Raw genomic sequence first — 22,998 nt, forward strand, 5'->3', positions numbered from 1 at the left:
TATTTGACGAAAGTGTCTTAGGTTCCTACAAATAATGAGTCACCCCAACAACAAGATGTCGCCCTGTAACCTTGATAACCAAGAAATAGAATTAATAGTCGGTAACTCTAGTGCCAACTTTTCTGGTGTAACGTCTACTATGTTGCAAGTGACATCGATACAAAAGCGCATGATCAATTTGCGGATCATGGGTAGACACTTTGTCCCGGACCCTTCGATGACAATAACATTCTGGGAAGTCGTTAAAATGTGTCGACGCCCGCTTAGTAATGGTAAGTGGCGTATTTTTCACGCACGCCGTGTTGACGAAATGATTCAGGGAGTGCTGCTGAAATACATTTTTCGTGCAAAAATAAAGCTCGTATTTAGCTCGGCAGCTCAACGAGAGCGTTCCGCTTCCACAGTATGGTTAAGTAATAGGATGGACGCAATTATTGCGATGAGTAACCGTTCCGCACAGTACTTAAATAAGCCTCCTGCCAAAATAAATCTCCACGGTGTGCAGATTGATAACTACACGCCAGCAGAAAATAAGCAAAAAGCTTGGCAGTCACTGGGTTACGGTGGAAAATACGGAATAGGAATTTTAGGTAGAGTAAGAGAGCAAAAAGGAGTTCACCTTTTTGTGGAGGCCTGCATCAAAATATTACCTAAATACCCTGATGTGAATGCGGTGGTGGTGGGCGCCATTTCTCCAAGTAACCAAGCGTTTGTAAATCAACTCAAAGAAAAGGTGTCTGAAGCAGGTTTAACTGATCGCATTATTTTCACTGGTGAGTTGCCCTTTGAACAGATTCCAAGCATATTCAGTGCATTGTCTCTAGTAAGTGCGCTTAGCTACAACGAAGGCTTTGGTTTAACCGTACCTGAAGCCATGAGCGCAGGTGCGGCTGTACTAGCAACACAAGCGGGCGCATGGGAAGATATTGTCAGACCAGGCATTGATGGATATATAGTACCTACCAGAGACCAGCAAGCTGTCACAGAAAAGATGGATTTACTTCTGTCAGATATGGACAAACTTGCAGAAATGGGCAAAGCCGGACGCGAACACATTGTAAAAAATTTCAAGGTTGAAGATGAAGCAAGAAACTTAGTCGAGTTCTTTCGCTCGCTTCAATAAATAACGCTTTGGCATTGCAGTAAAGGTTAATGCCACTTGGTATTTAATATTAATAATCCAAAGCATAAGCAAATATTTTTCAGATACTGATCATTATATTTAGCCGTGCGTTGTAACTTAGTGCTACAACCACTAAAAGAGATCAGTAGGCAGTTGAAAACAAAGAGATGACAGATGATTGAACAGATAAAATCGAACTTTACCGAGAGCATTCAGACAAAAATTGCAGCATCGGAAATATTGCCGGAATATATTGAAAAAGCGGCGTACATGATGGTTGAAGCATTAATAAGAGGCAATAAAGTACTGAGCTGTGGTAATGGCGGTTCTGCTGGCGATGCCCAGCACTTTTCATCAGAAATGTTAAACCGCTACGAACGTGACCGTCCTAGCCTGCCTGCTATTGCGTTAAGCACAGACACGTCGACCATCACGTCTATCGCTAATGACTACAGCTACGACGAAATATTTGCCAAACAGGTACGAGCGTTAGGCCAGCCTGGCGATATCCTTTTGGCTATTTCCACTAGTGGCAATTCACGTAATGTTATCGCGGCAATGGAAGCAGCATTGTCTCGAGACATGACCATAGTTGCGCTTACCGGTAAAGACGGCGGCGAAATGGCTGGTTTTTTGAGTGAGCATGACGTAGAAATTCGCGTTCCTTCTAACCGTACCGCACGTATTCAAGAAGTGCATCTGCTAGTTATTCACAACCTATGTGAATGCATTGACGACAGCTTATTCCCTGCTGATCACGGTGACGACTAATCAAATTAACTATGAGTAGACAAATAAAAAAATTGAGCCTGCTGGGTTCTGTATTAGCCCTGATTTTAACATTACAAGGTTGCGTAGTGGCAGTCGGTGCCGCCGGAGCCATGGCGGCAAAAGTGGCTAACGATAGACGTACGGTAGGTACACAACTTGACGATCAAAATGCCGACGCAGCGGTGTCTTATCAATGGTCGAAAAGTGACGCACTAAAAGAGCAGACTAACCTTCAGGTTGATGTTTATAACGGTGTCGCCTTGCTAACTGGCCAAGCCCCCAACCAAGGGCTTATAGACGAGGCAGTAAGCCGTGCTCAAGAAGTGAGCTACATTAAAAAAATTCACAACCAAATACGCATTGGCGAACCGATAGGTGCTGGCACACAAGCCAACGACCTGTGGCTCGCGTCAAAAGTACGCACTAAGATAGTCGCTGATGAGCGTGTTCCGGCTCTTCAGATTAAAGTGGTTGTGCAAGACTCAGAGGTATTTTTAATGGGTCGATTAACTAACCTTGAAGCTACAGCAGCGGTCGATATTGCTCGTAATATTACGGGTGTAGCTCGCGTCGTCAGAGCCTTTGAAATTGTTCAATAAAGAGCTTGCCACTGCCCTTTTGGTAGCAGGGGCACTCTTTATGGAAATTCTGGACGCCACGGTAATTACCACGGCGCTCCCTGTTATTGCTGCTGACTTTAACGTGCCGGCAGCTCACCTTTCTATTGGCGTGTCGGCTTATTTGGTAGCCGTTACGCTCTTTATCCCTTTAAGCGGTTACGCTGCTGACAAATTTGGGGCTCGCACAATATTTATAGCGGCGATTGCCGTTTTTACTTTTGCCTCGGTCCTATGTGGCTTAAGTACCAGTTTATTCGAATTTACCTTATCCCGTATTCTTCAAGGTTTAGGCGGTGCTATGATGGTGCCGGTTGGAAGATTAGTAGTATTGCGGGATTTGCCCAAAGAAAAACTAGTAAAAACCGTAGCCATTATTACATGGCCCGCCTTGAGTGCACCGCTATTAGGCCCAGTACTTGGCGGCTACATAGCCACACATTTTAGCTGGCAGTGGATTTTTTATATGAATATTCCGCTGGGTATTATCGCGATCCTCGCCTCTCTTTACCTATTGCGAAACACCAAAGGTGATGTGGGCAAGTTTGATATTAAAGGCTTTTTGCTTACCGGCGTAGGCTTTGCGCTTTTTATGGCTGGTATCGAGTTTCTTGCCAGTACCAGCGACAAACTTCTTCAGTCTCTTGGCGTCATTGCCGTTGGCTTAACACTCATGATTCTCGCAATACGGCATGTTAAAAAAGCCAAAAATCCCCTATTTTCATTCGACGCCATGCAGCATAAAACCTTCAGACTCTCGGTCTATGGAGGCTCTGTTGTGCGAGTGGCACTTGGAAGTGCACCTTTTCTTGTGCCGCTCATGCTACAGCTAGGGCTAGGTTACTCGCCTGTAGAGGCTGGTTCCCTTTTGCTGTGGCTATTTGCAGGAAACTTGGCGATTAAGCCCGCAACCACGTGGATCATGAATACGTTTGGCTTCAAACGTGTACTTGTAGTGAACGGCGTGCTCATCGCTCTTGGTTTTGTCGCGCTAGCTATGATAAATCACACTACATCGTCGTTTACCATTGCCGCTATCTTGTTTGCTAACGGTGTGACTCGCTCAATGCACTTAACGTTAATAAATACTATTGCTTTTGCCGACGTACCGCCTAATAAAATGAGAGATGCGAATACGCTAGGCGCTATTCTAATGCAAATGAATCGCGGCCTTGGTATTACCTTATCAGCGCTTGCAATCGCTGCTGCAGCCTTAATTCTTGGACAAAGCCCCGACGCGCCAAACCTACAAACCTTCACGCTATCTATGATGTTTATGGGTGCGGTGGCGCTAGTGAGTATTTACGACAGCCTAATGCTTTCGAAAGAAGATGGTGACTCTGTGTTAAACAAGCGCAAGGCGAAAAAAGCGCGACAAAGCTAACGCAAACCTATTATTTGTAAATCTAGTGACAAATGTCACATGCTATTGATGACGTTTGTGACTAACGCAATCTGAGATACTTTTACATACTTTACCTATTGACGTTACAACATTAGGTAAAGCACATGGAACATATATTAGACCACGCTTCTACAACTAGTATTCAAAGCTCCCCTCTTTCACTAGAACAACAGCGTGAAGACTTCAAAAAGAAAAGGTTTATTGCAATGCCGCTTGCAGGCACCCTTGTTTGGGCCTTGCTTGGTATGAGTGCTCCTTTTGTATCTGAGCTCACCATAACCTGGATGCTTTATATCGGCACAGGGGCAATTTTCTATCTAGGCGCAGGTTTATCTTACCTTACTGGTGAAAGATTCTTTGCGAAAAGCGCAGTAAAGAACAGCTTCGATCGGCTTTTCTTTGTTGGTATGTTTATGAGCCTACTGGTCTTTGCCATCGCCCTTCCGGTTGCCGCTATTGACCACACAACCGTGCCCTTGAGTATCGGCATTCTTGCTGGACTAATGTGGATGCCTCTGTCGTGGGCAATAGAACATTGGGTTGGCTATTTTCACACTATCGCAAGAACCTTCGGCATTGTTGTGGCTTGGTACCTGTTTCCCGAAGCACGAGTAGAAGCAATTTCGGCTGTCATTGTGGCTGTCTATATTGTGTCGCTCATTACTCTTGAACGCCGTTTTCAAACAATCAAATCTAACTAATTTCACTTTAACAAAAAGGAACATACGATGACTTACTTACTTTTAGCGGTTGCAGTTATCACCGAAGTTACAGCTACCATGCTGCTTAAAATGTCGAACGGTTGGGAGAAATGGGCCTTTGGCTACGGCGCTATATTTTTCTACACCGTGTCAGGAATGTTGTTTGCCATGGTCCTAAAAAACATGGGAATTGGCGTTGCCTATGCAATATGGTCAGGGATGGGTATCGCGCTAATCACTGCTGCATCAGTGATATTTTGGAAACAAACTTTCGACATTTATGCCGTGCTGGGTATTATGTTAATTATCTCTGGTACCTTGCTCATTACCAGCAAGTCAGCCGTTGTATTTCAGTAAGGAAGAAGTACTCACCATGCGCAGCCATAACAGCATGCAAAATAACGTCGACGCAGTGCCTGCAAGGCATTTAGATGAAGGTACTGCGAATGTAGGTAAATCTACAAACCATGTAGACGACAAAGATGCCACGCCGGTTATGCCGCTGTTGGGCAGCGGGCGCAAAAAACGTTGGTCTCATGGAAGCTTGTTTTTTTCGCTGTTCTTTTTTGTGCCCCTGATTATATCTCGTCCTCTTCCTGTCGAGATATGGGTGCTTCAAACCCTAGGATATCTTAGCTTTGTTGCCCTTTACGTTAAAGCGATAAGTCAGCCTGTCAAAGCTCTACCTTCCTATTTATTGGTTATGTTTCTACTTTCTGTCGGCTGCAGCTTTCAAAATCCAGGTGGCGCGACGATTATAGGTTTCATTGCATTTATCATTGGCTATTACAACTCGTTCAAAACGGGTTTTGCGAGCATAAGCATAATGATGATCGTGCTTTTCACTCTAAACATTACTATGTTTGAAAATGCACACTTTCTCTTAGGCGCTTCAATCATTAACAGTTTGGTATTGTTTGGTTTTGGCGTTATGGAGCGTAAGGAAACCCTTCATGGTCTAAAAGAAAGCCAGCAAGCTGAAGCCTTGCGCGTATTATCCGCGATAGCTGAGAGAGAACGTATTGGCAGAGACTTACACGATGTTGCAGGTCACGCATTAAGCTCAATTTCGTTAAAAGCACAACTGGCTGATAAGCTTATAAGTAAGGATAAAATTGCCGATGCGCATAGGGAAGTAAAGGCGTTGGCGCAACTATCTCAAGCATTATTAAGCGATATTCGTCAGGCAGTATCAGACATTAAACAACTCTCCCTTGGCGATGAAATAGCGAAAGATAAAGCACTTCTAGAAGAAAACGGCTTTAACGTTTCAACCACTATTGATGACAGCGCTTTGATGAAGCTGTCTTCAAAACAAGAAAGCCAGCTTGCGCTTATAGTAAAGGAACTAACCACCAATACCTTGCGCTATTCAAAGGGAAAGACGGTATCTATTAATTTTGACCTTAACGTTAATCCGCTAACACTGGTCATGACCTATCAAGATGACGGTGTAGTTGAGGACAGCGGCTCAATTAAGGAAGGAAACGGATTAATGGGTATAAGAGAACGTGCAGCATCTATAGATGCAGATGTGCGCATTTCATTTTACCCTTCTGTAAACGTGCAGCTTATTTTGGAAAACCCATCGCCTGAAAAGGTGGCGTTATGAATGTAAAAGCGAAAACAACCATTTTAATTGTTGAAGACCAATCGCTAATTCGAGATGCCATAGCCATGCTTCTGTCACTAGAGGACGACCTAACTATCGCAGGTAAATGCAGTAATGGGCAAGAAGCGATTAAGTATTTAAGCCATCACCCTGCGCCAGACATTATACTAAGTGATATTGAAATGCCGCTGGTCTCAGGCCTAGATTTAGCCGCCCACGTGGCAGAACAATGCCTTAGTAGCAAGGTAGTTTTAATGACTACATTTTCGAAACCGGGATATATTAAACGTGCATTAAGCTTAGGGGTTAAAGGTTTTATTTTAAAAGAGTCTGACAGCGACTACTTGATAGATGCCATACATAAAGTATCTGCGGGGGAAAAAGTGATTTCGACGGAGCTGGCTATTATGGCCCTCGACGACAACAACCCGCTTTCGCAAAAAGAGATGGCGGCACTTAAGCTCGCTTCTGACGGACTGAAGACCCAAGACATCGCGCAATCGTTGTTTTTATCAGAAGGTACAGTAAGAAACTATCTTTCCGAAGCGATATCAAAGCTTGATGCAACGAACCGAGTCGACGCAGCTCGCATTGCGAAACAAAAAGGCTGGCTTTAGCAATAACTCAAAACCAGGTAGTAGCAACTGTCGCAGAGGTCGGTATGTTTAGCTTTTCAGACAAACCGGTAAGCACTCGCTCGGGACCGTAGATAATTCCTTGCTGCTTTGCAGTCCATATGCAAGTTAAAATGCTGGTACCTTTGCGTAATTCACACTGCCATTTAGCTGTGGTTTCAGCAAGTCGTTCATAGTCATCCTCAATTTCCCAACCTGCGTCTACATGCTCTACGATAAGTTGTTCGAATTGAGAGAACGGAATAGGCTGAATGATTACCCACTCATTTTTCTTAAACTTTCTTTCTAACCGCGATTTCTTAAAACTGGTAAACAATCCCACGCTCCATCTCCGTATGATTGAAAGGCCCTACTTACTACAAAAGCACGTCTTCTATTTCGACACCGTTCCCATAATCTGCCCTGAAGGTGTTGGACAAGAACACGATGTTCCAACCATTTCACTATTTAACGTTGGGCACGCACCATACTCACCGTTTCCGCTATAACGACATTGGTTACTAAATTCAGGTTTAGCAACTGCAACCTTGCCGTTTTTCTTCGCGTTTATATCTTCATCGTCGGGTAAATACACCGTGTAGGTACACCCTGACAAAAGCATATTAACAACAAAAAAACCAATACCGTAAAGTGCTTTCACTTTCATAAATAGTTGCTGAGCATTTTTAGAACAGTTTTAAAACTATGCTAATAATGAATATAAAACAAGAAAAAATAAGCAAAAAAAAGCCAGTCTTTAGACTGGCTTTTAAATTGTAACTCGTTGTAGCTACTAGAATTCAGTTGAAAATCTAACACCGAACTCGCTTGCGTCGTTGCTTAGAATTTGCAGGATGTAGTCGTTCGTATTTAAACGCGCGTTATCATAACGCTCATCAAAAATGTTTCGACCATAAAGCGCTACGGTATACGCATCATTTGCTGGTGTATAAGCAATGTCAAAGTTCACTAGCTCTCGGCTCTCTAGCTTCGTCATCCGTTCAGGCGCAGACAAAGGCTCTCCATACATGTCATCGCGCCATGAATAGTCTATACGAGCTCTAATCGAACTACCGTCACCAAGTTCGAACTCGTAACTTGGTGCAATAGCTACTGTCCACTTAGGTGTAAGAGGCGCAACATCAGCCAGAATAGCACCGTCACTATTTACAACTTCATCTACGTCAACGTCGATAAAGCCAACACTCCCTTGGAGTGAGAACTGCCCAAGACTAAGGGTACCATCCCACTCAATACCTCTAGAAGTTTGTTCGGTAGGAATGACGCGTGTAATAAAGCCGCTTTCGGTTGTTTCACTAAACTGTACTGGTAGGTTTTCATACTCGGTGTTGAATATCGAGATACTCATATCAAGATACTCGGTGAATCGACCCTTTAAACCAATTTCGTAGTTTGTCGCAGTTATATTATCTGTTGCTTTAAAGTCATTATCAGAAACTACCGCATTTACAGCTGCCTCTAAAGCAACTTGGTCACCACTCCCCAACGCATCGAAACCACCTTCATCGGCGAACTCACTGATAAGGAAGTATGGACGAGCAGGATATTGGCCACCTTGATAACCAGTCTGGATAGTAGCGTAACCAGTTAGGCCATTATCAAACGTATAGTTAGTGGCAAGTTCCCACGTTACTTCGTTCCAATCGTTTGAATCGGAAATTGTACCTAAAGGTCCAAATACATTTGCAGACGCGTCTTTTTCGTCTTCTGTGTAGCGAATACCACCAGAAACACTTAGATCATCAGTGAGGTCATGACGCATGTTTAAATACACAGCTTTTGAAGTAGTTTCCTGGTCAAGTTGTAAAAGGTTCGGGCCGCCATTAAAGTTAGAATCGTCACCCTGGCGGTTACTCCCCTCTTCGTTAAAGTAGTAAAGACCGGTTACAAAGTCAGTATATTCGTTGATATAGCCGTTAAGCTGTAGTTCGATTGATGTTTGATCGGCTTCGCCGCGCTCGGGGAACTGGTCTAATGAGAACGCCGTGCCGTCATCGTCAAGACCTGCTTTGTACTTCGACGTACGCTGGCTCGCTACCACTTTCGCCGTGTAGTCGTCGTTGATATCCCATTCAGTAGTTAATGAGAGGCCGCGTGCTTCGTTTGACACGCCCGTAACTGCTTCAGTACTAGTCGCATTATCATAACGGTCTGTACCAGCTGGAATAACATCTGTGTTTCTCAACGGGCCGCTTGGAATAGGGTCGCCATTACCATCTATCCCTGTGTAATAACGTCCCGTTGGCACTTCATCAATAAGCACAGTGTACGGACGAAGGCCGCCATCGCCATTGTTAGCGTCTGCAGTTAATACCATACGGAAGTCATTTGAAGGCTCCCACTTAAGTGAAACACGACCTGAAATATCTTCAGTCTCACCTACATCGTATTCAGCATTTGGCACGTTAATGAATTCGCCAAGACCATCGCGCTTGTTGAATGCCAAATTCATGTTGAACGCAACAGTTTCTGATAAAGCATGATTAACAAAAAGGTCAGCTTTAACGCGACCGCGTGTACCAAATTCAGTATTGATTTTAGTTACATCGCCTTGGTCTGGCTCTTTGGTGATGATGTTAATTGCACCACCAATTGAGTTACGACCGTACAGGGTACCTTGAGGACCACGAAGTACCTCGATACGTTCAATGTTGTTAAGGCTCCAGTTTTGACCAACTTGGCGGCCTAGGTAAACACCATCAACATAAACACTTACACCAGGGTCAGTAGTTATAAGGTGATCTTGAAGACCGATTCCACGAATAAACGGGTTAACTGACGATGTGTGCCCAGCAGAGAAACCTGTTACGTTTAGGTTTGGTACGAACTTACCAACGTCTGTTAGATCTGTTATACCTTGGTCAGCTAGCTTATCGCCGTCAAAAGCACTGATGGCAATTGGCACTTCATAAATAACTTGAGGGCGTTTTGTCGCGGTAACGGTAATGGCTTCAAACTGTTGTTCTTCAGTTGCTTCAGCCTCTTGAGCAACGGCAATGTTTGAAAGAGCTGGAACGGTCATCGCTACTGCTAGTGCGACAGGTGAAAGCTTACTGGCGAGTGTCTTAGACACGTCAGTATTGGATTTCATGGTGTAACCCCTTTTGCGTGAGTGTTAGGTATAAATTTGTTGTTATAGGCTGCTTCAAGTTCTTCTTTGGAACCTTGAAAGACTAAACTCACTGAACTAAGAGGCACACATAACCTTGTGCTAATACTGGATTACAGGCAATAAAAAAGTAAGTCGCAATAAAACATTACAAACTTACTTTCAATAAAACTCTGCTTTAAAAGTAGTAAATACTTTCCCAGTCCTCTAAAACTCAGTAGATGAATTTAGGCTTGAAGACTGGAACGATATGTTACCGTTAGATTGCGATCTTGCAAAGTAAAATATTACACTTTTACTATAATAACATTTCAAAATTAGACTAATTGGTTAAATTGAGCATCCGAAAATAAGAACACTAAAACCAATTAAAAAAATCTAAATATCAAATAGGTAATCAACTCACTCAGCTACAAAATTCACTACAAAAATTCATTTAACACCTAGACCAAACGGACAAACTTTCACCAACTTAATAGAAGTTAATTTTGCCTTTGTACAATGGCGTTCGACTTTGCAGCTTGGTCAATAGATTATCTCCGTATTTCGCTAAGCGGCATAAAGCTACCCATGCTTAGTTCAAATGATAGGGTTCATTCAGAGTTTACTCGTTTATACCTATCTACCTTGCTAAAGTCATGTCGAACACAACCTTGCAGCGTCACTATAAAACCGCCTCCTCAACCCTTTTGTCGACAATTAAACTACATTACTGTTGAAAAACCACCTAAACAGGCATATATTGTCGACATTAGTCATTTTAAGATTCTATACAGTGTTAGTAAAAAGCGAACAAGCCATCACCAATGCCGACCGCACTTTCTTTCAATTGAGGAAAGATATTGTTGAAGGCGTCATTCCCGCAGGCAGTAAGCTAAGCGAAATGGAATTGTCGACAAAGTATGAAGTAAGTCGCGCTGTTATACGTGAAGCCATAAACCGTCTAGCCACCTGTCACCTAGTAGAACGTAAAGCTAACGTAGGTGCTCGCGTGGTTGCACTGTCTCCAGAAGGCCTAATTCAGCTATACCAAGTGCGCGAAGCACTAGAAGGTATGGCCGCCCGCTTAGCTGCGCGCAACATGAGCGATGATGAGATTGCAGATATGCAGGCGCTGCTAGATAGCCATTTCGACAAAGTAAAAGACGGCCAAAGCTATTACCAAGAAGCCGGCGATGTAGACTTTCACTACCGAATTGTAACTGGCAGTAAGAATGATCATCTCATCAGTGTGCTTGTAGACGGGCTTTACCATTTAGTGCGCATGTATCGCGTGCAGCTCGGTATGGCTGGCCCTCGTGTGAGTACTGCGTTTGATGAGCACAGACACATTGTAAATGCCATCGCTAATCGCGACGAGGAACTGGCTGAAATGTTAATGCGTCGCCATATTCTTTATTCAAAAAACAATATTGAGAAGAAGCTTAATAATGGCTAACACCACAAAGTTTTCTTCATACCTATTTCACCTCTACCCTACTTTCAAATAAGCGAGTGATTATCATGAGTGCAGGAAAGAAATTCAGAACCGCATTACAGAACAACAAACCGCTACAAATTGTCGGCACCATTAACGCCTACACCGCCATGATGGCAAAGGCTATTGGGCACCAAGCTATATATTTATCAGGTGGCGGCGTAGCGAATGCGTCTTACGGCCTACCCGACTTAGGCATGACGTCACTCAATGATGTGATTGCAGACGTTCAGCGAATTACCAGCGCATGCGATCTTCCGCTAATGGTAGACATCGATACAGGCTGGGGCGGTGCATTTAATATTGCTAAAACCATTCGCGATATGGAAAAAGCCGGTGCAGCAGCAGTACATATGGAAGATCAGGTTGCACAAAAACGCTGTGGTCACCGTCCTAACAAAGAAATTGTTAGCACAGAAGAAATGGTAGACCGCATTAAAGCTGCAGTTGACGCCCGAACTGACCCCGACTTTTTCATCATGGCGCGCACCGACGCGTTTGCACAAGAAGGTTTAGAAAAAGCAATTGAGCGCGCAAAAGCCTATGTTGCAGCAGGTGCTGACGGCATATTTGCAGAAGCAGTACAAACCGAAGAGCACTACCGTGCATTTGCTGAAGCATTGGACGTACCTATTCTGGCCAACATTACTGAGTTCGGCAAAACCGAACTGTGGAACAAAGAAGAGCTTGGTGAATGGGGTGCCGACATGGTGCTTTACCCGCTAAGTGCATTCCGTGCAATGAATAAAGCGGCAGAAATGGTGTACAAATCTATACTTGAAAACGGCGACCAAAAAGCCGTTGTCGACAGCATGCAAACGCGTATGGAACTGTACGATTACCTTGGCTACCACGAGTACGAACAAAAGCTAGATGCCCTATTCGCAGAAGGCAAAAATTAGAATTAATACGACACAGCTGTAAATGAGTGGGGTGCAAGGCACCATTGGATCGGGAGCGATACGCAGGGCGTTACCACGCCGTGAACCCATCCATGGGGGCTCCGTTTCGGCATCCATGCCTCAAAGGGGTATCGCACTGTGCACCGCCCTGTTTTATCGGAGCCTCGAGCCGACTCAGAGCTGTAACCTACACCGTTTATTTTTGAGCAGACTTTTAAGTACCTTACAAATTATACAAGACCGGAGACAACAAGATGGCTAAACAGTTAAGTGGCGCGGGTTTACGCGGCCAAGTTGCAGGCAAAACAGCATTATCAACCGTAGGTAAATCAGGTTCTGGTTTAACGTATCGTGGCTACGACGTAAAAGACTTAGCGCAAAACTGTCAATTTGAAGAAGTGGCGTACCTTATTCTTAAGGGCAAGCTACCTAATCAGTCTGAGCTAGACGCATATAAAACTAAACTTCGCGGCATGCGCGGCCTTCCAACAGCACTCAAAGAAGTGCTAGAGCGCATTCCGAAAAATGCCCACCCAATGGACGTACTTCGCACGGGCTGTTCAATGCTAGGTAACCTTGAAATGGAAACCAGCTTCGACCAGCAACAAGACGTTACGGACCGCATGTTAGCATGTTTCCCTAGCATTATTTGTTACTGGTACCGCTTCTCGCACGATGGCGTGCGCGTAGATGTTGAAACCGATGACGATTCAATCGGTGGTCACTTCCTACATATGCTTCATGGCGAAAAGCCACGTGAACTTCATGAGCAAGTCATGCATGTATCGCTAATTCTATATGCAGAGCATGAATTCAACGCGTCTACTTTTACCGCTCGTGTTTGTGCATCAACCTTATCTGATATGCATTCTTGCGTGACCGGTGCTATTGGCTCACTTCGCGGCCCGCTTCACGGTGGTGCTAACGAAGCAGCCATGGAAATGATTGAAGGTTTTACCTCTGCCGATGATGCTGAAGAAAAAATGATGGGCATGCTTGAACGCAAAGAGAAGATCATGGGCTTTGGTCACGCTATCTACTCTGAGTCTGATCCGCGTAACGAAATTATCAAGCAATGGTCTGAAAAACTGGCTGCTGATGTGGGTGACGACGTGCTTTACCCTGTGTCTGTTCGCTGTGAAGAAGTGATGTGGCGCGAGAAGAAGCTTTTCTGTAACGCCGATTTCTTCCATGCCTCTGCGTATAACTTCATGGGTATTCCTACGCAGTTGTTCACACCAATCTTCGTAATGTCTCGTCTAACTGGTTGGGCGGCACACGTTATGGAACAGCGCGCTGACAACCGTATTATTCGTCCGTCAGCAGAATACACAGGCGAAGAACTACGCCCAGTGCCTGCTATCAGCGAACGCGCATAAGGCTGAGGTTAAGGTTTTATGAATATAGATTACCGTAAACCGCTTCCAAACGCGGGGATCGATTTTTTCGATACCCGAGAAGCGGTAGATACTATTGAGCCTGGCGCCTACGCCAAGCTACCTTACACCTCACGTGTACTGGCTGAGAACTTGGTGCGCAAATGCGCACCTGAAATGCTAACCGATTCGCTTAAACAGCTGATTTATCGCAAACGCGACTTAGACTTTCCGTGGTTTCCTGCTCGCGTAGTGTGTCATGACATCTTAGGGCAAACGGCACTTGTCGATTTAGCAGGCCTTCGCGATGCTATTGCCGCAAAAGGCGGCGACCCGGCGAAGGTTAACCCCGTTGTTCCAACACAGTTGATTGTGGATCACTCATTGGCTGTAGAGCATGCTGGTTTCGAGAAAGACGCGTTTGAAAAGAACCGTGCTATCGAAGACAGACGTAACGACGACCGTTTCCACTTTATCAACTGGACAAAAACCGCGTTCAAAAACGTTGATGTTATCCCACCGGGTAACGGCATTATGCACCAAATAAACTTGGAGCGTATGTCGCCGGTTATTCAGGCGCGAGACGGCGTAGCCTTCCCTGATACTTTAGTAGGTACAGACAGCCACACGCCGCATGTTGATGCGCTTGGCGTTATTGCTGTGGGTGTGGGCGGTCTTGAAGCTGAAAGCGTTATGCTGGGCCGTGCGTCGTATATGCGATTACCTGACATTGTAGGTGTTGAGCTAACGGGCAAACCACAGCCTGGAATTACCGCGACCGACATCGTGTTAGCGCTGACTGAATTCTTGCGTAAAGAGCGTGTAGTATCTGCGTATCTAGAATTTTACGGTGAAGGTGCATCGCACCTAACGCTTGGCGACCGCGCAACCATTTCGAACATGACACCGGAATATGGCGCCACCGCGGCTATGTTCTACATTGACCAGCAAACCATTAATTACTTACGCCTAACAGGTCGTGAGGAAAAGCAAATTGCACTTGTTGAGCAGTATGCCAAGCATACTGGCTTATGGGCTGATGACTTGGAAACCGCCGAGTACGAGCGGGTGCTTACTTTCGACCTGTCCTCTGTAGGTCGTAACATGGCGGGCCCGTCTAACCCACACGCACGTTTACCTACCAGCGATTTAGAAAGTCGCGGTATAGCAGCGAAGTGGATCGAAGAGGAAGGCAAAATGCCTGATGGCGCGGTTATTATCGCAGCTATCACCAGCTGTACTAATACCTCGAACCCGCGCAATGTAATTGCGGCAGGTTTGCTTGCGCGCAACGCTAACCAACGTGGCTTGACTCGCAAGCCGTGGGTGAAAAGCTCACTAGCACCAGGCTCTAAGGCCGTTAAGCTGTATCTTGAAGAAGCTAACCTGATGAGCGAGCTGGAAGATTTAGGCTTTGGCGTGGTTGCCTTTGCGTGTACTACCTGTAACGGTATGAGCGGCGCGCTAGACCCTAAAATTCAGCAAGAGATCATCAACCGCGACCTTTACTCCACAGCAGTGTTGTCGGGTAACCGTAACTTCGATGGCCGTATTCACCCTTACGCAAAGCAAGCATTCTTGGCATCACCGCCATTGGTGGTGGCCTACGCCATTGCCGGTACTGTTCGTTTTGATATTGAAAAGGATGTACTAGGCACAGACAAAGACGGCAACCCGGTAACCCTTAAAGACATTTGGCCAAGCGACGAGGAAATTGACGCTATTGTAGCGAAGTCGGTGAAGCCAGAGCATTTCAGAAAAGTGTACGAGCCAATGTTCGACCTTAGCGTTGACTACGGAAAAGACATTAACCCGCTTTACGACTGGCGTGAAATGAGCACCTACATTCGCCGCCCGCCTTACTGGGAAGGCGCGATGGATGCTGAACGCACCATGAAAGGTATGCGCCCGCTGGCTATTTTGGGAGATAACATCACCACCGATCACTTGTCGCCTTCAAACGCTATTTTAGCCAGCAGTGCCGCAGGTGAATACTTAGCAAAAATGGGCTTACCGGAAGAAGACTTTAACTCCTACGCCACCCACCGAGGCGATCATTTAACCGCACAGCGCGCTACCCTTGCGAACCCGAAAGTGTTCAACGAGATGGTGCTTGAAAACGGTGAAGTGAAGCAAGGTTCACTGGCGCGAGTTGAGCCAGAAGGACAAGTTATGCGCATGTGGGAAGCTATTGAAACCTACATGAACCGCAGACAGCCGCTGATTATTGTAGCCGGCGCTGACTACGGTCAGGGCTCGTCACGAGACTGGGCAGCCAAAGGCGTACGTCTTGCTGGTGTTGAGGTAATTGTGGCAGAAGGCTTTGAGCGTATTCACCGCACCAACCTGATTGGTATGGGCGTATTACCGCTTGAGTTTAAGCCGGGCACAACGCGTAAAACCCTTGAGCTAGACGGAACAGAAACCTACGACGTAAGCGGCGAACCGTCACCAGGAGCAACGCTAACGCTAGTAGTAAACCGTCAAAACGGTGAGCAACTAGAAGTGCCCGTAACCTGTCGTTTAGATACAGGTGAAGAAGTCTCAATTTACAGCGCAGGCGGCGTATTACAACGCTTCGCCAAGGACTTCTTGGAAGCAGAAGCTAGCTGAGGGGAAAAAACATGACAAAGTATGCGCCACAACTTCGAGTGCCGGCTACCTACATGCGTGGCGGTACTAGCAAAGGTGTATTTTTTAACTTATCTGACTTGCCTGAGGCTGCACAAAAGCCGGGGCCGGCGCGCGATGCCCTGCTTCTTCGTGTTATCGGAAGCCCAGATCCATACGGTAAACAAACTGACGGTATGGGCGGTGCTACCTCGAGTACTAGCAAAACAGTGATCTTAAGCAAGAGTGAACGTGAAGGTTTTGATGTTGACTACCTGTTTGGACAAGTCGCTATCGACAAGCCTTTCGTAGACTGGAGTGGAAACTGTGGAAATCTAACCGCAGCCGTTGGCGCATTTGCTATTAGCAATGGCTTAGTTGATGAAAGTAAGATTCCGGAAAACGGCATTGCCACCGTCAACATTTGGCAGGCGAATATCAACAAAGCCATAATTGCAAAAGTACCAATGACTAATGGTGAAGTTCAAGAAACTGGCGACTTTGAGTTAGACGGAGTTACTTTCCCTGCCGCAGAAGTAGAGGTAGCTTTTGTTGACCCAGCCGACGGTGAAGGCGCTATTTTCCCCACTGGACGCTTAGTCGACACGCTTGAAGTACCGGGTTTTGGTTCACTGCAGGCGACTATGATCAATGCGGGTATTCCAACTATTTTCGTTAATGCAGAAGATGTTGGTTACACAGGTACAGAGCTGCAGGACGACATAAACAGTGATGCAGAGGCGCTTTCCAAGTTCGAAGCCATTCGTGCATACGGCGCGGTCCAAATGGGGCTAATTAAAGATGTAGGTGAAGCTGCAAACAGGCAACATACACCTAAGGTCGCTTTCGTCGCTCCTCCAAGAGGTTATAAAGCGTCAAGCGGCAAAGATATTTTGGGTTCCGACATAGACGTACTAGTACGTGCATTATCTATGGGGAAACTTCACCATGCAATGATGGGCACAGCAGCAGTAGCTATTGCCGCCGCTGCCGCCATTCCAGGAACTTTGGTGAATATTGCCGCAGGTAGCAAAGACAGAGAATCGGTTACTTTTGGGCACCCATCGGGAACACTTCGTGTAGGCGCTAAAGCTACTTTTGAAAACGACAGGTGGAAAATCGAGCAAGCGGTGATGAGCAGAAGTGCCCGTGTTTTAATGGAAGGCAATGTTCGTATTCCGTGTGAACAAAGCTGATTAACCGTACATAATATAAGACACATCTTATTTAGACATAAGTCTAAAAAGCCCTCTAACAGAGGGCTTTTTCTTTTTCAGTTAGTTATTATCAAGACTTAAGTGCCTAGAGTAGTTCACATGTATAAAGTTCTTGTAGTAGAAGACAGCTTAACTGTTCGTAAGATCGTTAATAAACTTATTGAGGATAACCCTCACTTTACCTGTGACTTATGTGAGGACTTAGCCGAAGCGCAGAGTGCTCTTGATAGTGACAACGACTACTTAGCCGCCATCGTTGACTTGAATCTCCCTGATGCACCAAACGGAGAAAGTGTAGAACTAGCACTTTCACACAACGTTCCAACAATCGTTCTGACCGGCAACTTTGACGAGTTCACTAGAGCTCAATTATTAGATCAAGGCGTACTGGACTACATTACAAAAGAATCTCGTTACTCCTACCTACAAGTTTCTAAATTAGTCGACCGCTTAAGAAAAAACCTAACCACAAAAGTACTTGTTGTTGAGGACTCAAAAACCAGTCGAAACCATATTTGCTCATTACTTCGCAAATTCCAGTTTCAAGTACATGAAGCCACTGACGGCTTAGAAGCCCTAGATGTGCTTGAAAATCATCGCGATATCAAAATGGTGATAGCAGATCATAGAATGCCCAATATGGATGGCTATGAGCTTGTTAAAACTATTCGCCACGAACGGCGGATGCAAGATTTAGTCTTTATTGGTCTTTCTGCCACCGGCGACAGCGTGCTTACTTCTAAATTTATTAAAAGCGGCGCTAATGACTTTTTGTCCAAGCCGTTTTATCACGAAGAATTTTACTGCCGCGTAATGCAAAACCTTGAATCCCAAGAAATGATTCAAACCATTCGTGACTCGGCGAACTTAGATGCATTGACCAAAGTGTATAACCGACGTTTTCTACACGAAAAAGCGGAGGAGCTTTTCGCCAATAGTAGGTCTAGAAAAGACGTTATTGTATCTATGATTGACGCCGACAATTTCAAAAGCGTGAACGATACATATGGTCACAAAACCGGAGATATGTTACTGCAGGAATTCGCTGCGCTACTGAAAGATTACTTCCCTGATGACCTAATTGTGCGCTACGGTGGCGAAGAATTTACGGTGGTATCGGTGAGGCCGCCCAAGGTGTATTTATCGGCGCTTTCAGCATTTATGGATGCAGTTCGCACTACGCTGTTTACCAGTCACAAATTTAACATTACGTGCAGTATCGGTGTGAGTACTGAAGAGCACAAATGTTTAGAGTCGCAGTTAGAAAAAGCCGACGCGCGCTTATATGAAGCTAAGCACGCGGGCAAAGATCAGATTATTTTGAGGGATTTACAGCAAAAAGTCTCTTGAAAACCCGCGGGGCATTAAAGAAACCAATCTCTTATTGGTAGCGTCGCCGCTCCTACTGCAACCGGGCAGTCAGTTACTCCAGCACAAACAATTTCCGGCATTGGGCGTTTAGCGCCTCGCCTAAATTGTGCATACACATCAATTCTGGGAATGACTTTTTGTGCCAATTTAGTAGGTATATGACCACCAATTATAATGGCTTGGCTATCAAGTAACGCAGAGCTCGCCGTAGCAACTAAGTCGAAGGAGTCTTGTACCTTATAGATCCATTCATCAACACCTGGCCATTCAGGATCAAACGTTTCGTTTAAGCGATACAAGGATGGCACTTCTACACCGTGCTTTAACAATATACGCTCAAGTAACTGTAGATTTGGGTGGCTATACAGTTTAGCTGGTAGCATATCGCCTAACTCCCCAGCATTACCGTGGGTGCCTCGAATCATGTCACCGTTATTAATCAAGCCACCTCCAAAGGCACTGGATACGAAGAAATAGACAAAATTTTTATACTTCCTTCCTACACCCGCAATACCCTCTCCAGCTGCCGCACCTGTTCCATCGTTTACTACCCAAGTAGGTAAATTAAATGTATCTGCTACGGTATCTGCAATATTGATATCAGCCCATTCTTCAATTGCATGGTGCGTATTCATCTTTCCATCATTTGAACTAAAGAAACCAGAAATTCCAACACCAATGCCGAGTACTCGACCGCTGTCAATATTATGCTCAACTGACATTGCTTGAACTTCTGATTCGGCTTTAGAGAGAACAGAGGCAATACCCATATCGTCTAACTCAATATGTCGGGTAGCGACCACTTCACCTTTGAAATTCATCAAGGCAATGGATATCGCATCAAGCAATATTGATAAACCATAGCAATATGCGTAAGCAGGGTTTGGCTCTAAACCTGCCGACGCTTTACCTGAACCAGCAACGCTTCTAATAAGATCATCTTCAATAAGTGTATTAACCAAACGAGAGACGGTTTGCTGAGGTATTTTTGTGGCATTGGAAATTGCGCGCTGCGTAATACCGTGGGTCCAAAACACTTCTTTTACTATCGCTTTTGGATTGTCTTGAAGAAGTTTATCGCCCTTACCTAGCGCAAAAGCACCACGTAACATATGATTGTTTTTCGCCGATGTCAGCATAGATATTAGTTTCAACGATTCCAAGGTAAGCTAGGCTTATTATACGTAACTGATGTTTGAGATCCCACTAAGATAAAACAGAAATTACTCTGAAATCGTTTACGTTTGTTCGTGTTGGGCCTATTTTAATATGCGAATTTAAACGGTCAAAGAATCCAAAGCTGTCGTGTTCTTTTAGCAATTCATCAATATCTAACTTTTCTTGTAACGCCATCGCTAGTGTATTTTCATCTATGTATCCACCAGCAACGTCTTTACTACCATCAACACCATCAGTATCGGCCGCCAGTGCGCTTATGCCTACCTCGCTATTAAGCGCACGAGCGAGTGCCATGAGATATTCTTGGTTTGGCCCGCCCTCACCTTGCGAGTCACCTAAGGTCACGGTAAGTTCTCCGCCTGAAAATAATAGAATTGGTTTGCCTCTTTTCTTGTATTCAAGCGCAATCTCTGCGTGACGTTCGGCAACTGTCTGCGCCTCCCCTCTTTCTGTGTAGCTAATAATCTCGGTGTCCCAACCTGCCGCTTTCGCTTTCTCAACAGCTGCATCAATTGCACTTTGCGCATTAGCCACCAATTTGTAATCACCTGAAACTTTCGGAAGCGGCAAAGCCTGATTTAGGTAATTGCGAATACAAGATGCTTCGCTAAACCCATATTTATCGAGAATAGCCAGTGCGTCTTCAGGCGTTGTGTTGTCTTGAACCGTTAATCCAGAGGCAATAAAAGCAGGGTCATCACCAACAACATCTGAAATAACTAAGCTGGTATTTTTCCCTTTTGACGCTGCGGCAAGCCTTCCCCCTTTAATGACGGAAACATGTTTTCTTACTGTATTCATTTCCTCAATGCTTGCACCACTTCGCAACAAGAACTTGTGTAGTGCGAGTTTCTCATCCAGCGAGATGTTTTCTGGCGGAGCACAAGCAAGTGCCGACCCGCCGCCGGAAATAAGGAAAATAACGTCTTCGGAAGGCTCTACCTTAGATGCCAAAGACAATAATGCTTTAGCACCTTCTACGCTATGTTCATCGGGAACTGGGTGTGCAGCAAGGCGAACCTCGATATTACCTGTGGGTTGTGTGTTTTCATAGCCATAGCGAGTCACCACCAAACCATAAGCGTTAGCGCCGAAGTAATTATAGGCCTCAACGGCCATATCTGCTGCCGCTTTACCTGCGCCTAAAATACATACTCGCTGATTCCTATCAAACGATGAAAAATAACTGGGCAAACAGTGTCTAGGTTTGCTGACTCTTACCGCTTCTTCATACAAAGATAAAAGAAATGTTTTACTCATTAGAAACCTCTGAAAGGGTCCAAAGGACCCTTATGAAAATAGTGAAGGAAGAAGTAAGCACACACTTAGCATCAGGACAAAAAAGCCCAACAATATGAAAATGTCGCTCTTAGTGAGAATAGAGTGGAAAACAAGTGCTTTAGTATCATGTGAAGATACTGATGAGGGCCATGCAGTACGCGCTACCATTGATACCACGCAGGTAACAACAAAGCCGATGACATTCCACCAGAACCAAAAGATGTCTGGAACAAATAGCCAAATAATAATGTTTGTGCCCACGCCTGCAATGAGACCTAAATTAACGTGTCGTCCGCTTAGCGTTTTACTTGCTACGGCAAGTAAGAAGAGCGCAAGTATAGGCCCATAAAAAACAGAGCCAACTTTATTGATAGCTTCAATTATTGTTGGCGCAATATTTCCTGCAAACAGAGAAAGAACAAGCGTAACGCCACCCCATATCAAACCTGTTATTTTAGCAACACGTAGATAGCTTTTGTGCTCAAGTTCCGTATCAGTTATACGACAATAATCTTCAACGGTAACCGCCGATAAAGAATTGATAGCTGAGCTTAAGGAAGACATAGCGGCAGACAAGATAGCAACAATTAATAGCCCTATTAACCCATGCGGTAGGTAATTTAGGATAAAAGTCGGCATTAACCAGTCAGGGTTATCAGCAGGAATTTTACTGAAAAAGTCGGTGTTGGTAAGTGCAAGTGTGCCAACAATTAATCCAGAAAAACAATACAACAATGTTATAGGAAAACGAATAATTCCGTTGGCGACAATCATTTTTCGAAGGTCATTCTCGTTTCTTGCTGATAACGCACGCTGTGCCTGGGTTTGGTCGCAGCCATAATAGGATGCGTAGAGAACAATTCCACCAAACAGCATCGGGAAGAAGCCGAAGCCATCGCCACTAAAACCCAGCGAAGAAAAATCTATTGCGGTTAGACGCTCTTTTGGAGCCTGTTCTACCAGTGCGTCAAAGCCGCCAAGTGCATGAAGCCCGATGACGATACACGCGATGGTGCCCAGCACAATTATAACCATTTGTATGGCATCAGCATAAACCACCGCTTTCATACCGCCTTGTAGCGAATAAAGCACCGTAATAATGCCTGTAAGCACCACGGCTTGCCACGCTTCAATGCCCATAGTGCCCTGCAAAATGATCGATACTGCATAAATCATGATACCCGTCGCAAATGCACGGCTAAATTGGAAAACAATACTTATTAAAACGCGAGTTAAACGTCCAAATCTTTGCTCTAAGTAATCATATATGCTGACTACGCCTGACTTGTACAGGGATGGGAGGATAGTACCTAGCAGTAGGATCATGGCAATAGGAATGCCCAACTCATAAGACAGCCAAATCATTCCGCCTCCATCTCTCAAACCAACGAAAGCGGGAGCAGAAATAAAGCTAATTGCAGAGAGCTGTGTGGCCATTACTGAAAGTGTTAGGGGTTTCCACCCTAACGTTCTGCCACCGAGAAAATAATCACCCTTGTCTTCTTGCTGCCTTAAGGCGAACCCCATATACAGCAAAGCGCCAAGGTAACCTATCACTACAATATAATCTAAAAAATTCATATGCTGTTCTTATTATTCAAGTCGCGAAATA

20 protein-coding genes are annotated in these 22,998 nt (G+C 45.0%); 14 read left to right on the top strand and 6 right to left on the bottom strand.

Annotated elements, in window-relative coordinates; genetic code table 11:
* The first annotated feature begins 34 nt into the window (after nucleotides 1–34).
* The 8 genes from PCAR9_RS15285 to PCAR9_RS15320 all read left to right on the top strand — a co-directional run bounded on the left by PCAR9_RS15285 (nucleotide 35) and on the right by PCAR9_RS15320 (nucleotide 6,846).
* Nucleotides 35–1,123, top strand: a complete 1,089-nt coding sequence (locus PCAR9_RS15285) for a glycosyltransferase family 4 protein (RefSeq protein WP_179984353.1) — start codon at nucleotides 35–37, stop codon at nucleotides 1,121–1,123.
* A 174-nt stretch (nucleotides 1,124–1,297) separates the two neighbouring features.
* Nucleotides 1,298–1,894: a phosphoheptose isomerase gene (locus PCAR9_RS15290; protein WP_179984354.1), complete on the top strand. Its 597-nt coding sequence runs from the start codon at nucleotides 1,298–1,300 to the stop codon at nucleotides 1,892–1,894.
* Between the two features lie 23 nt (nucleotides 1,895–1,917).
* Nucleotides 1,918–2,493 carry a BON domain-containing protein gene (locus PCAR9_RS15295; RefSeq protein WP_179985253.1) on the top strand — a complete coding sequence of 192 codons (576 nt, stop codon included), beginning with the start codon at nucleotides 1,918–1,920 and terminating at the stop codon, nucleotides 2,491–2,493.
* Nucleotides 2,477–3,895 carry an MFS transporter gene (locus PCAR9_RS15300; protein ID WP_232091226.1) on the top strand — a complete coding sequence of 473 codons (1,419 nt, stop codon included), beginning with the start codon at nucleotides 2,477–2,479 and terminating at the stop codon, nucleotides 3,893–3,895. Before PCAR9_RS15295 ends, PCAR9_RS15300 begins: the two co-directional genes overlap by 17 nt.
* Nucleotides 3,896–4,020: 125 nt before the next feature.
* Complete coding sequence (locus tag PCAR9_RS15305; protein ID WP_179984355.1) at nucleotides 4,021–4,617, top strand: DUF7010 family protein; 597 nt, start codon at nucleotides 4,021–4,023, stop codon at nucleotides 4,615–4,617.
* A 27-nt stretch (nucleotides 4,618–4,644) separates the two neighbouring features.
* Nucleotides 4,645–4,974: a DMT family transporter gene (locus PCAR9_RS15310; protein WP_179984356.1), complete on the top strand. Its 330-nt coding sequence runs from the start codon at nucleotides 4,645–4,647 to the stop codon at nucleotides 4,972–4,974.
* Between the two features lie 16 nt (nucleotides 4,975–4,990).
* Nucleotides 4,991–6,229 (top strand): sensor histidine kinase, encoded by a 1,239-nt coding sequence (locus tag PCAR9_RS15315; RefSeq protein WP_179984357.1) that lies wholly within the window; start codon nucleotides 4,991–4,993, stop codon nucleotides 6,227–6,229.
* On the top strand, nucleotides 6,226–6,846 hold the full coding sequence (locus PCAR9_RS15320) for a response regulator transcription factor (RefSeq protein ID WP_179984358.1): 621 nt from the start codon (nucleotides 6,226–6,228) through the stop codon (nucleotides 6,844–6,846). Before PCAR9_RS15315 ends, PCAR9_RS15320 begins: the two co-directional genes overlap by 4 nt.
* 7 nt (nucleotides 6,847–6,853) lie before the next feature.
* Here the strand turns inward: PCAR9_RS15320 and PCAR9_RS15325 are convergent, their stop codons facing one another.
* The 3 genes from PCAR9_RS15325 to PCAR9_RS15335 all read right to left on the bottom strand — a co-directional run bounded on the left by PCAR9_RS15325 (nucleotide 6,854) and on the right by PCAR9_RS15335 (nucleotide 9,955).
* Nucleotides 6,854–7,186 carry a hypothetical protein gene (locus tag PCAR9_RS15325; RefSeq protein WP_179984359.1) on the bottom strand — a complete coding sequence of 111 codons (333 nt, stop codon included), beginning with the start codon at nucleotides 7,184–7,186 and terminating at the stop codon, nucleotides 6,854–6,856.
* Between the two features lie 51 nt (nucleotides 7,187–7,237).
* On the bottom strand, nucleotides 7,238–7,510 hold the full coding sequence (locus tag PCAR9_RS15330; protein WP_179984360.1) for a hypothetical protein: 273 nt from the start codon (nucleotides 7,508–7,510) through the stop codon (nucleotides 7,238–7,240).
* A gap of 126 nt (nucleotides 7,511–7,636) precedes the next feature.
* The gene (locus PCAR9_RS15335) at nucleotides 7,637–9,955 is read right to left on the bottom strand and encodes a TonB-dependent receptor (protein ID WP_179984361.1); all 2,319 of its coding nucleotides are present in this window, start codon (nucleotides 9,953–9,955) and stop codon (nucleotides 7,637–7,639) included.
* A 793-nt stretch (nucleotides 9,956–10,748) separates the two neighbouring features.
* Between PCAR9_RS15335 and PCAR9_RS15340 the strand changes: the two genes are divergently transcribed.
* The 6 genes from PCAR9_RS15340 (at nucleotide 10,749) to PCAR9_RS15365 (ending at nucleotide 18,905) form a co-directional block, all read left to right on the top strand.
* Nucleotides 10,749–11,411 carry a GntR family transcriptional regulator gene (locus PCAR9_RS15340; protein WP_136781908.1) on the top strand — a complete coding sequence of 221 codons (663 nt, stop codon included), beginning with the start codon at nucleotides 10,749–10,751 and terminating at the stop codon, nucleotides 11,409–11,411.
* Nucleotides 11,412–11,476: 65 nt separating this feature from the next.
* Nucleotides 11,477–12,352 carry a methylisocitrate lyase gene (prpB, locus tag PCAR9_RS15345; RefSeq protein WP_179984362.1) on the top strand — a complete coding sequence of 292 codons (876 nt, stop codon included), beginning with the start codon at nucleotides 11,477–11,479 and terminating at the stop codon, nucleotides 12,350–12,352.
* A 254-nt stretch (nucleotides 12,353–12,606) separates the two neighbouring features.
* A complete protein-coding gene (gene prpC, locus PCAR9_RS15350; protein WP_179984363.1) occupies nucleotides 12,607–13,731 on the top strand; it encodes a bifunctional 2-methylcitrate synthase/citrate synthase in 1,125 nt (374 codons plus the stop codon).
* Between the two features lie 18 nt (nucleotides 13,732–13,749).
* Nucleotides 13,750–16,341 (top strand): Fe/S-dependent 2-methylisocitrate dehydratase AcnD, encoded by a 2,592-nt coding sequence (acnD, locus tag PCAR9_RS15355; RefSeq protein WP_179984364.1) that lies wholly within the window; start codon nucleotides 13,750–13,752, stop codon nucleotides 16,339–16,341.
* A gap of 11 nt (nucleotides 16,342–16,352) precedes the next feature.
* Nucleotides 16,353–17,534 carry a 2-methylaconitate cis-trans isomerase PrpF gene (gene prpF / locus PCAR9_RS15360; protein ID WP_179984365.1) on the top strand — a complete coding sequence of 394 codons (1,182 nt, stop codon included), beginning with the start codon at nucleotides 16,353–16,355 and terminating at the stop codon, nucleotides 17,532–17,534.
* 120 nt (nucleotides 17,535–17,654) lie between these two features.
* Entirely contained in the window at nucleotides 17,655–18,905 is a 1,251-nt protein-coding gene (locus PCAR9_RS15365; RefSeq protein ID WP_179984366.1) for a diguanylate cyclase, read from the top strand.
* Nucleotides 18,906–18,919: 14 nt separating this feature from the next.
* On the opposite strand, the gene PCAR9_RS15370 is transcribed toward PCAR9_RS15365, so the two are convergent.
* The 3 genes from PCAR9_RS15370 to PCAR9_RS15380 form a co-directional block, all read right to left on the bottom strand.
* Nucleotides 18,920–20,062 (bottom strand): ROK family transcriptional regulator, encoded by a 1,143-nt coding sequence (locus PCAR9_RS15370; protein ID WP_179985254.1) that lies wholly within the window; start codon nucleotides 20,060–20,062, stop codon nucleotides 18,920–18,922.
* 70 nt (nucleotides 20,063–20,132) lie between these two features.
* Nucleotides 20,133–21,365 (bottom strand): glycerate kinase type-2 family protein, encoded by a 1,233-nt coding sequence (locus PCAR9_RS15375; RefSeq protein ID WP_179984367.1) that lies wholly within the window; start codon nucleotides 21,363–21,365, stop codon nucleotides 20,133–20,135.
* Nucleotides 21,366–21,395: 30 nt separating this feature from the next.
* A complete protein-coding gene (locus PCAR9_RS15380) occupies nucleotides 21,396–22,967 on the bottom strand; it encodes a sodium:solute symporter family protein (protein WP_179984368.1) in 1,572 nt (523 codons plus the stop codon).
* Nucleotides 22,968–22,998 lie beyond the last annotated feature (31 nt).

This window comes from Alteromonas macleodii (assembly GCF_903772925.1).
Taxonomy (GTDB): Bacteria; Pseudomonadota; Gammaproteobacteria; order Enterobacterales; family Alteromonadaceae; genus Alteromonas; species Alteromonas macleodii_A.

Coding starts and splice junctions, on each gene's coding strand:
- acnD (WP_179984364.1), top strand. CDS start 13,750: ATGAATATAGATTACCGTAAACCGCTTCCAAACGCGGGGATCGATTTT.
- PCAR9_RS15320 (WP_179984358.1), top strand. CDS start 6,226: ATGAATGTAAAAGCGAAAACAACCATTTTAATTGTTGAAGACCAATCG.
- PCAR9_RS15380 (WP_179984368.1), bottom strand. CDS start 22,967: ATGAATTTTTTAGATTATATTGTAGTGATAGGTTACCTTGGCGCTTTG.
- PCAR9_RS15285 (WP_179984353.1), top strand. CDS start 35: ATGAGTCACCCCAACAACAAGATGTCGCCCTGTAACCTTGATAACCAA.
- PCAR9_RS15375 (WP_179984367.1), bottom strand. CDS start 21,365: ATGAGTAAAACATTTCTTTTATCTTTGTATGAAGAAGCGGTAAGAGTC.
- PCAR9_RS15330 (WP_179984360.1), bottom strand. CDS start 7,510: ATGAAAGTGAAAGCACTTTACGGTATTGGTTTTTTTGTTGTTAATATG.
- prpC (WP_179984363.1), top strand. CDS start 12,607: ATGGCTAAACAGTTAAGTGGCGCGGGTTTACGCGGCCAAGTTGCAGGC.
- prpB (WP_179984362.1), top strand. CDS start 11,477: ATGAGTGCAGGAAAGAAATTCAGAACCGCATTACAGAACAACAAACCG.
- prpF (WP_179984365.1), top strand. CDS start 16,353: ATGACAAAGTATGCGCCACAACTTCGAGTGCCGGCTACCTACATGCGT.
- PCAR9_RS15335 (WP_179984361.1), bottom strand. CDS start 9,955: ATGAAATCCAATACTGACGTGTCTAAGACACTCGCCAGTAAGCTTTCA.
- PCAR9_RS15310 (WP_179984356.1), top strand. CDS start 4,645: ATGACTTACTTACTTTTAGCGGTTGCAGTTATCACCGAAGTTACAGCT.
- PCAR9_RS15290 (WP_179984354.1), top strand. CDS start 1,298: ATGATTGAACAGATAAAATCGAACTTTACCGAGAGCATTCAGACAAAA.
- PCAR9_RS15305 (WP_179984355.1), top strand. CDS start 4,021: ATGGAACATATATTAGACCACGCTTCTACAACTAGTATTCAAAGCTCC.
- PCAR9_RS15365 (WP_179984366.1), top strand. CDS start 17,655: ATGTATAAAGTTCTTGTAGTAGAAGACAGCTTAACTGTTCGTAAGATC.
- PCAR9_RS15315 (WP_179984357.1), top strand. CDS start 4,991: ATGCGCAGCCATAACAGCATGCAAAATAACGTCGACGCAGTGCCTGCA.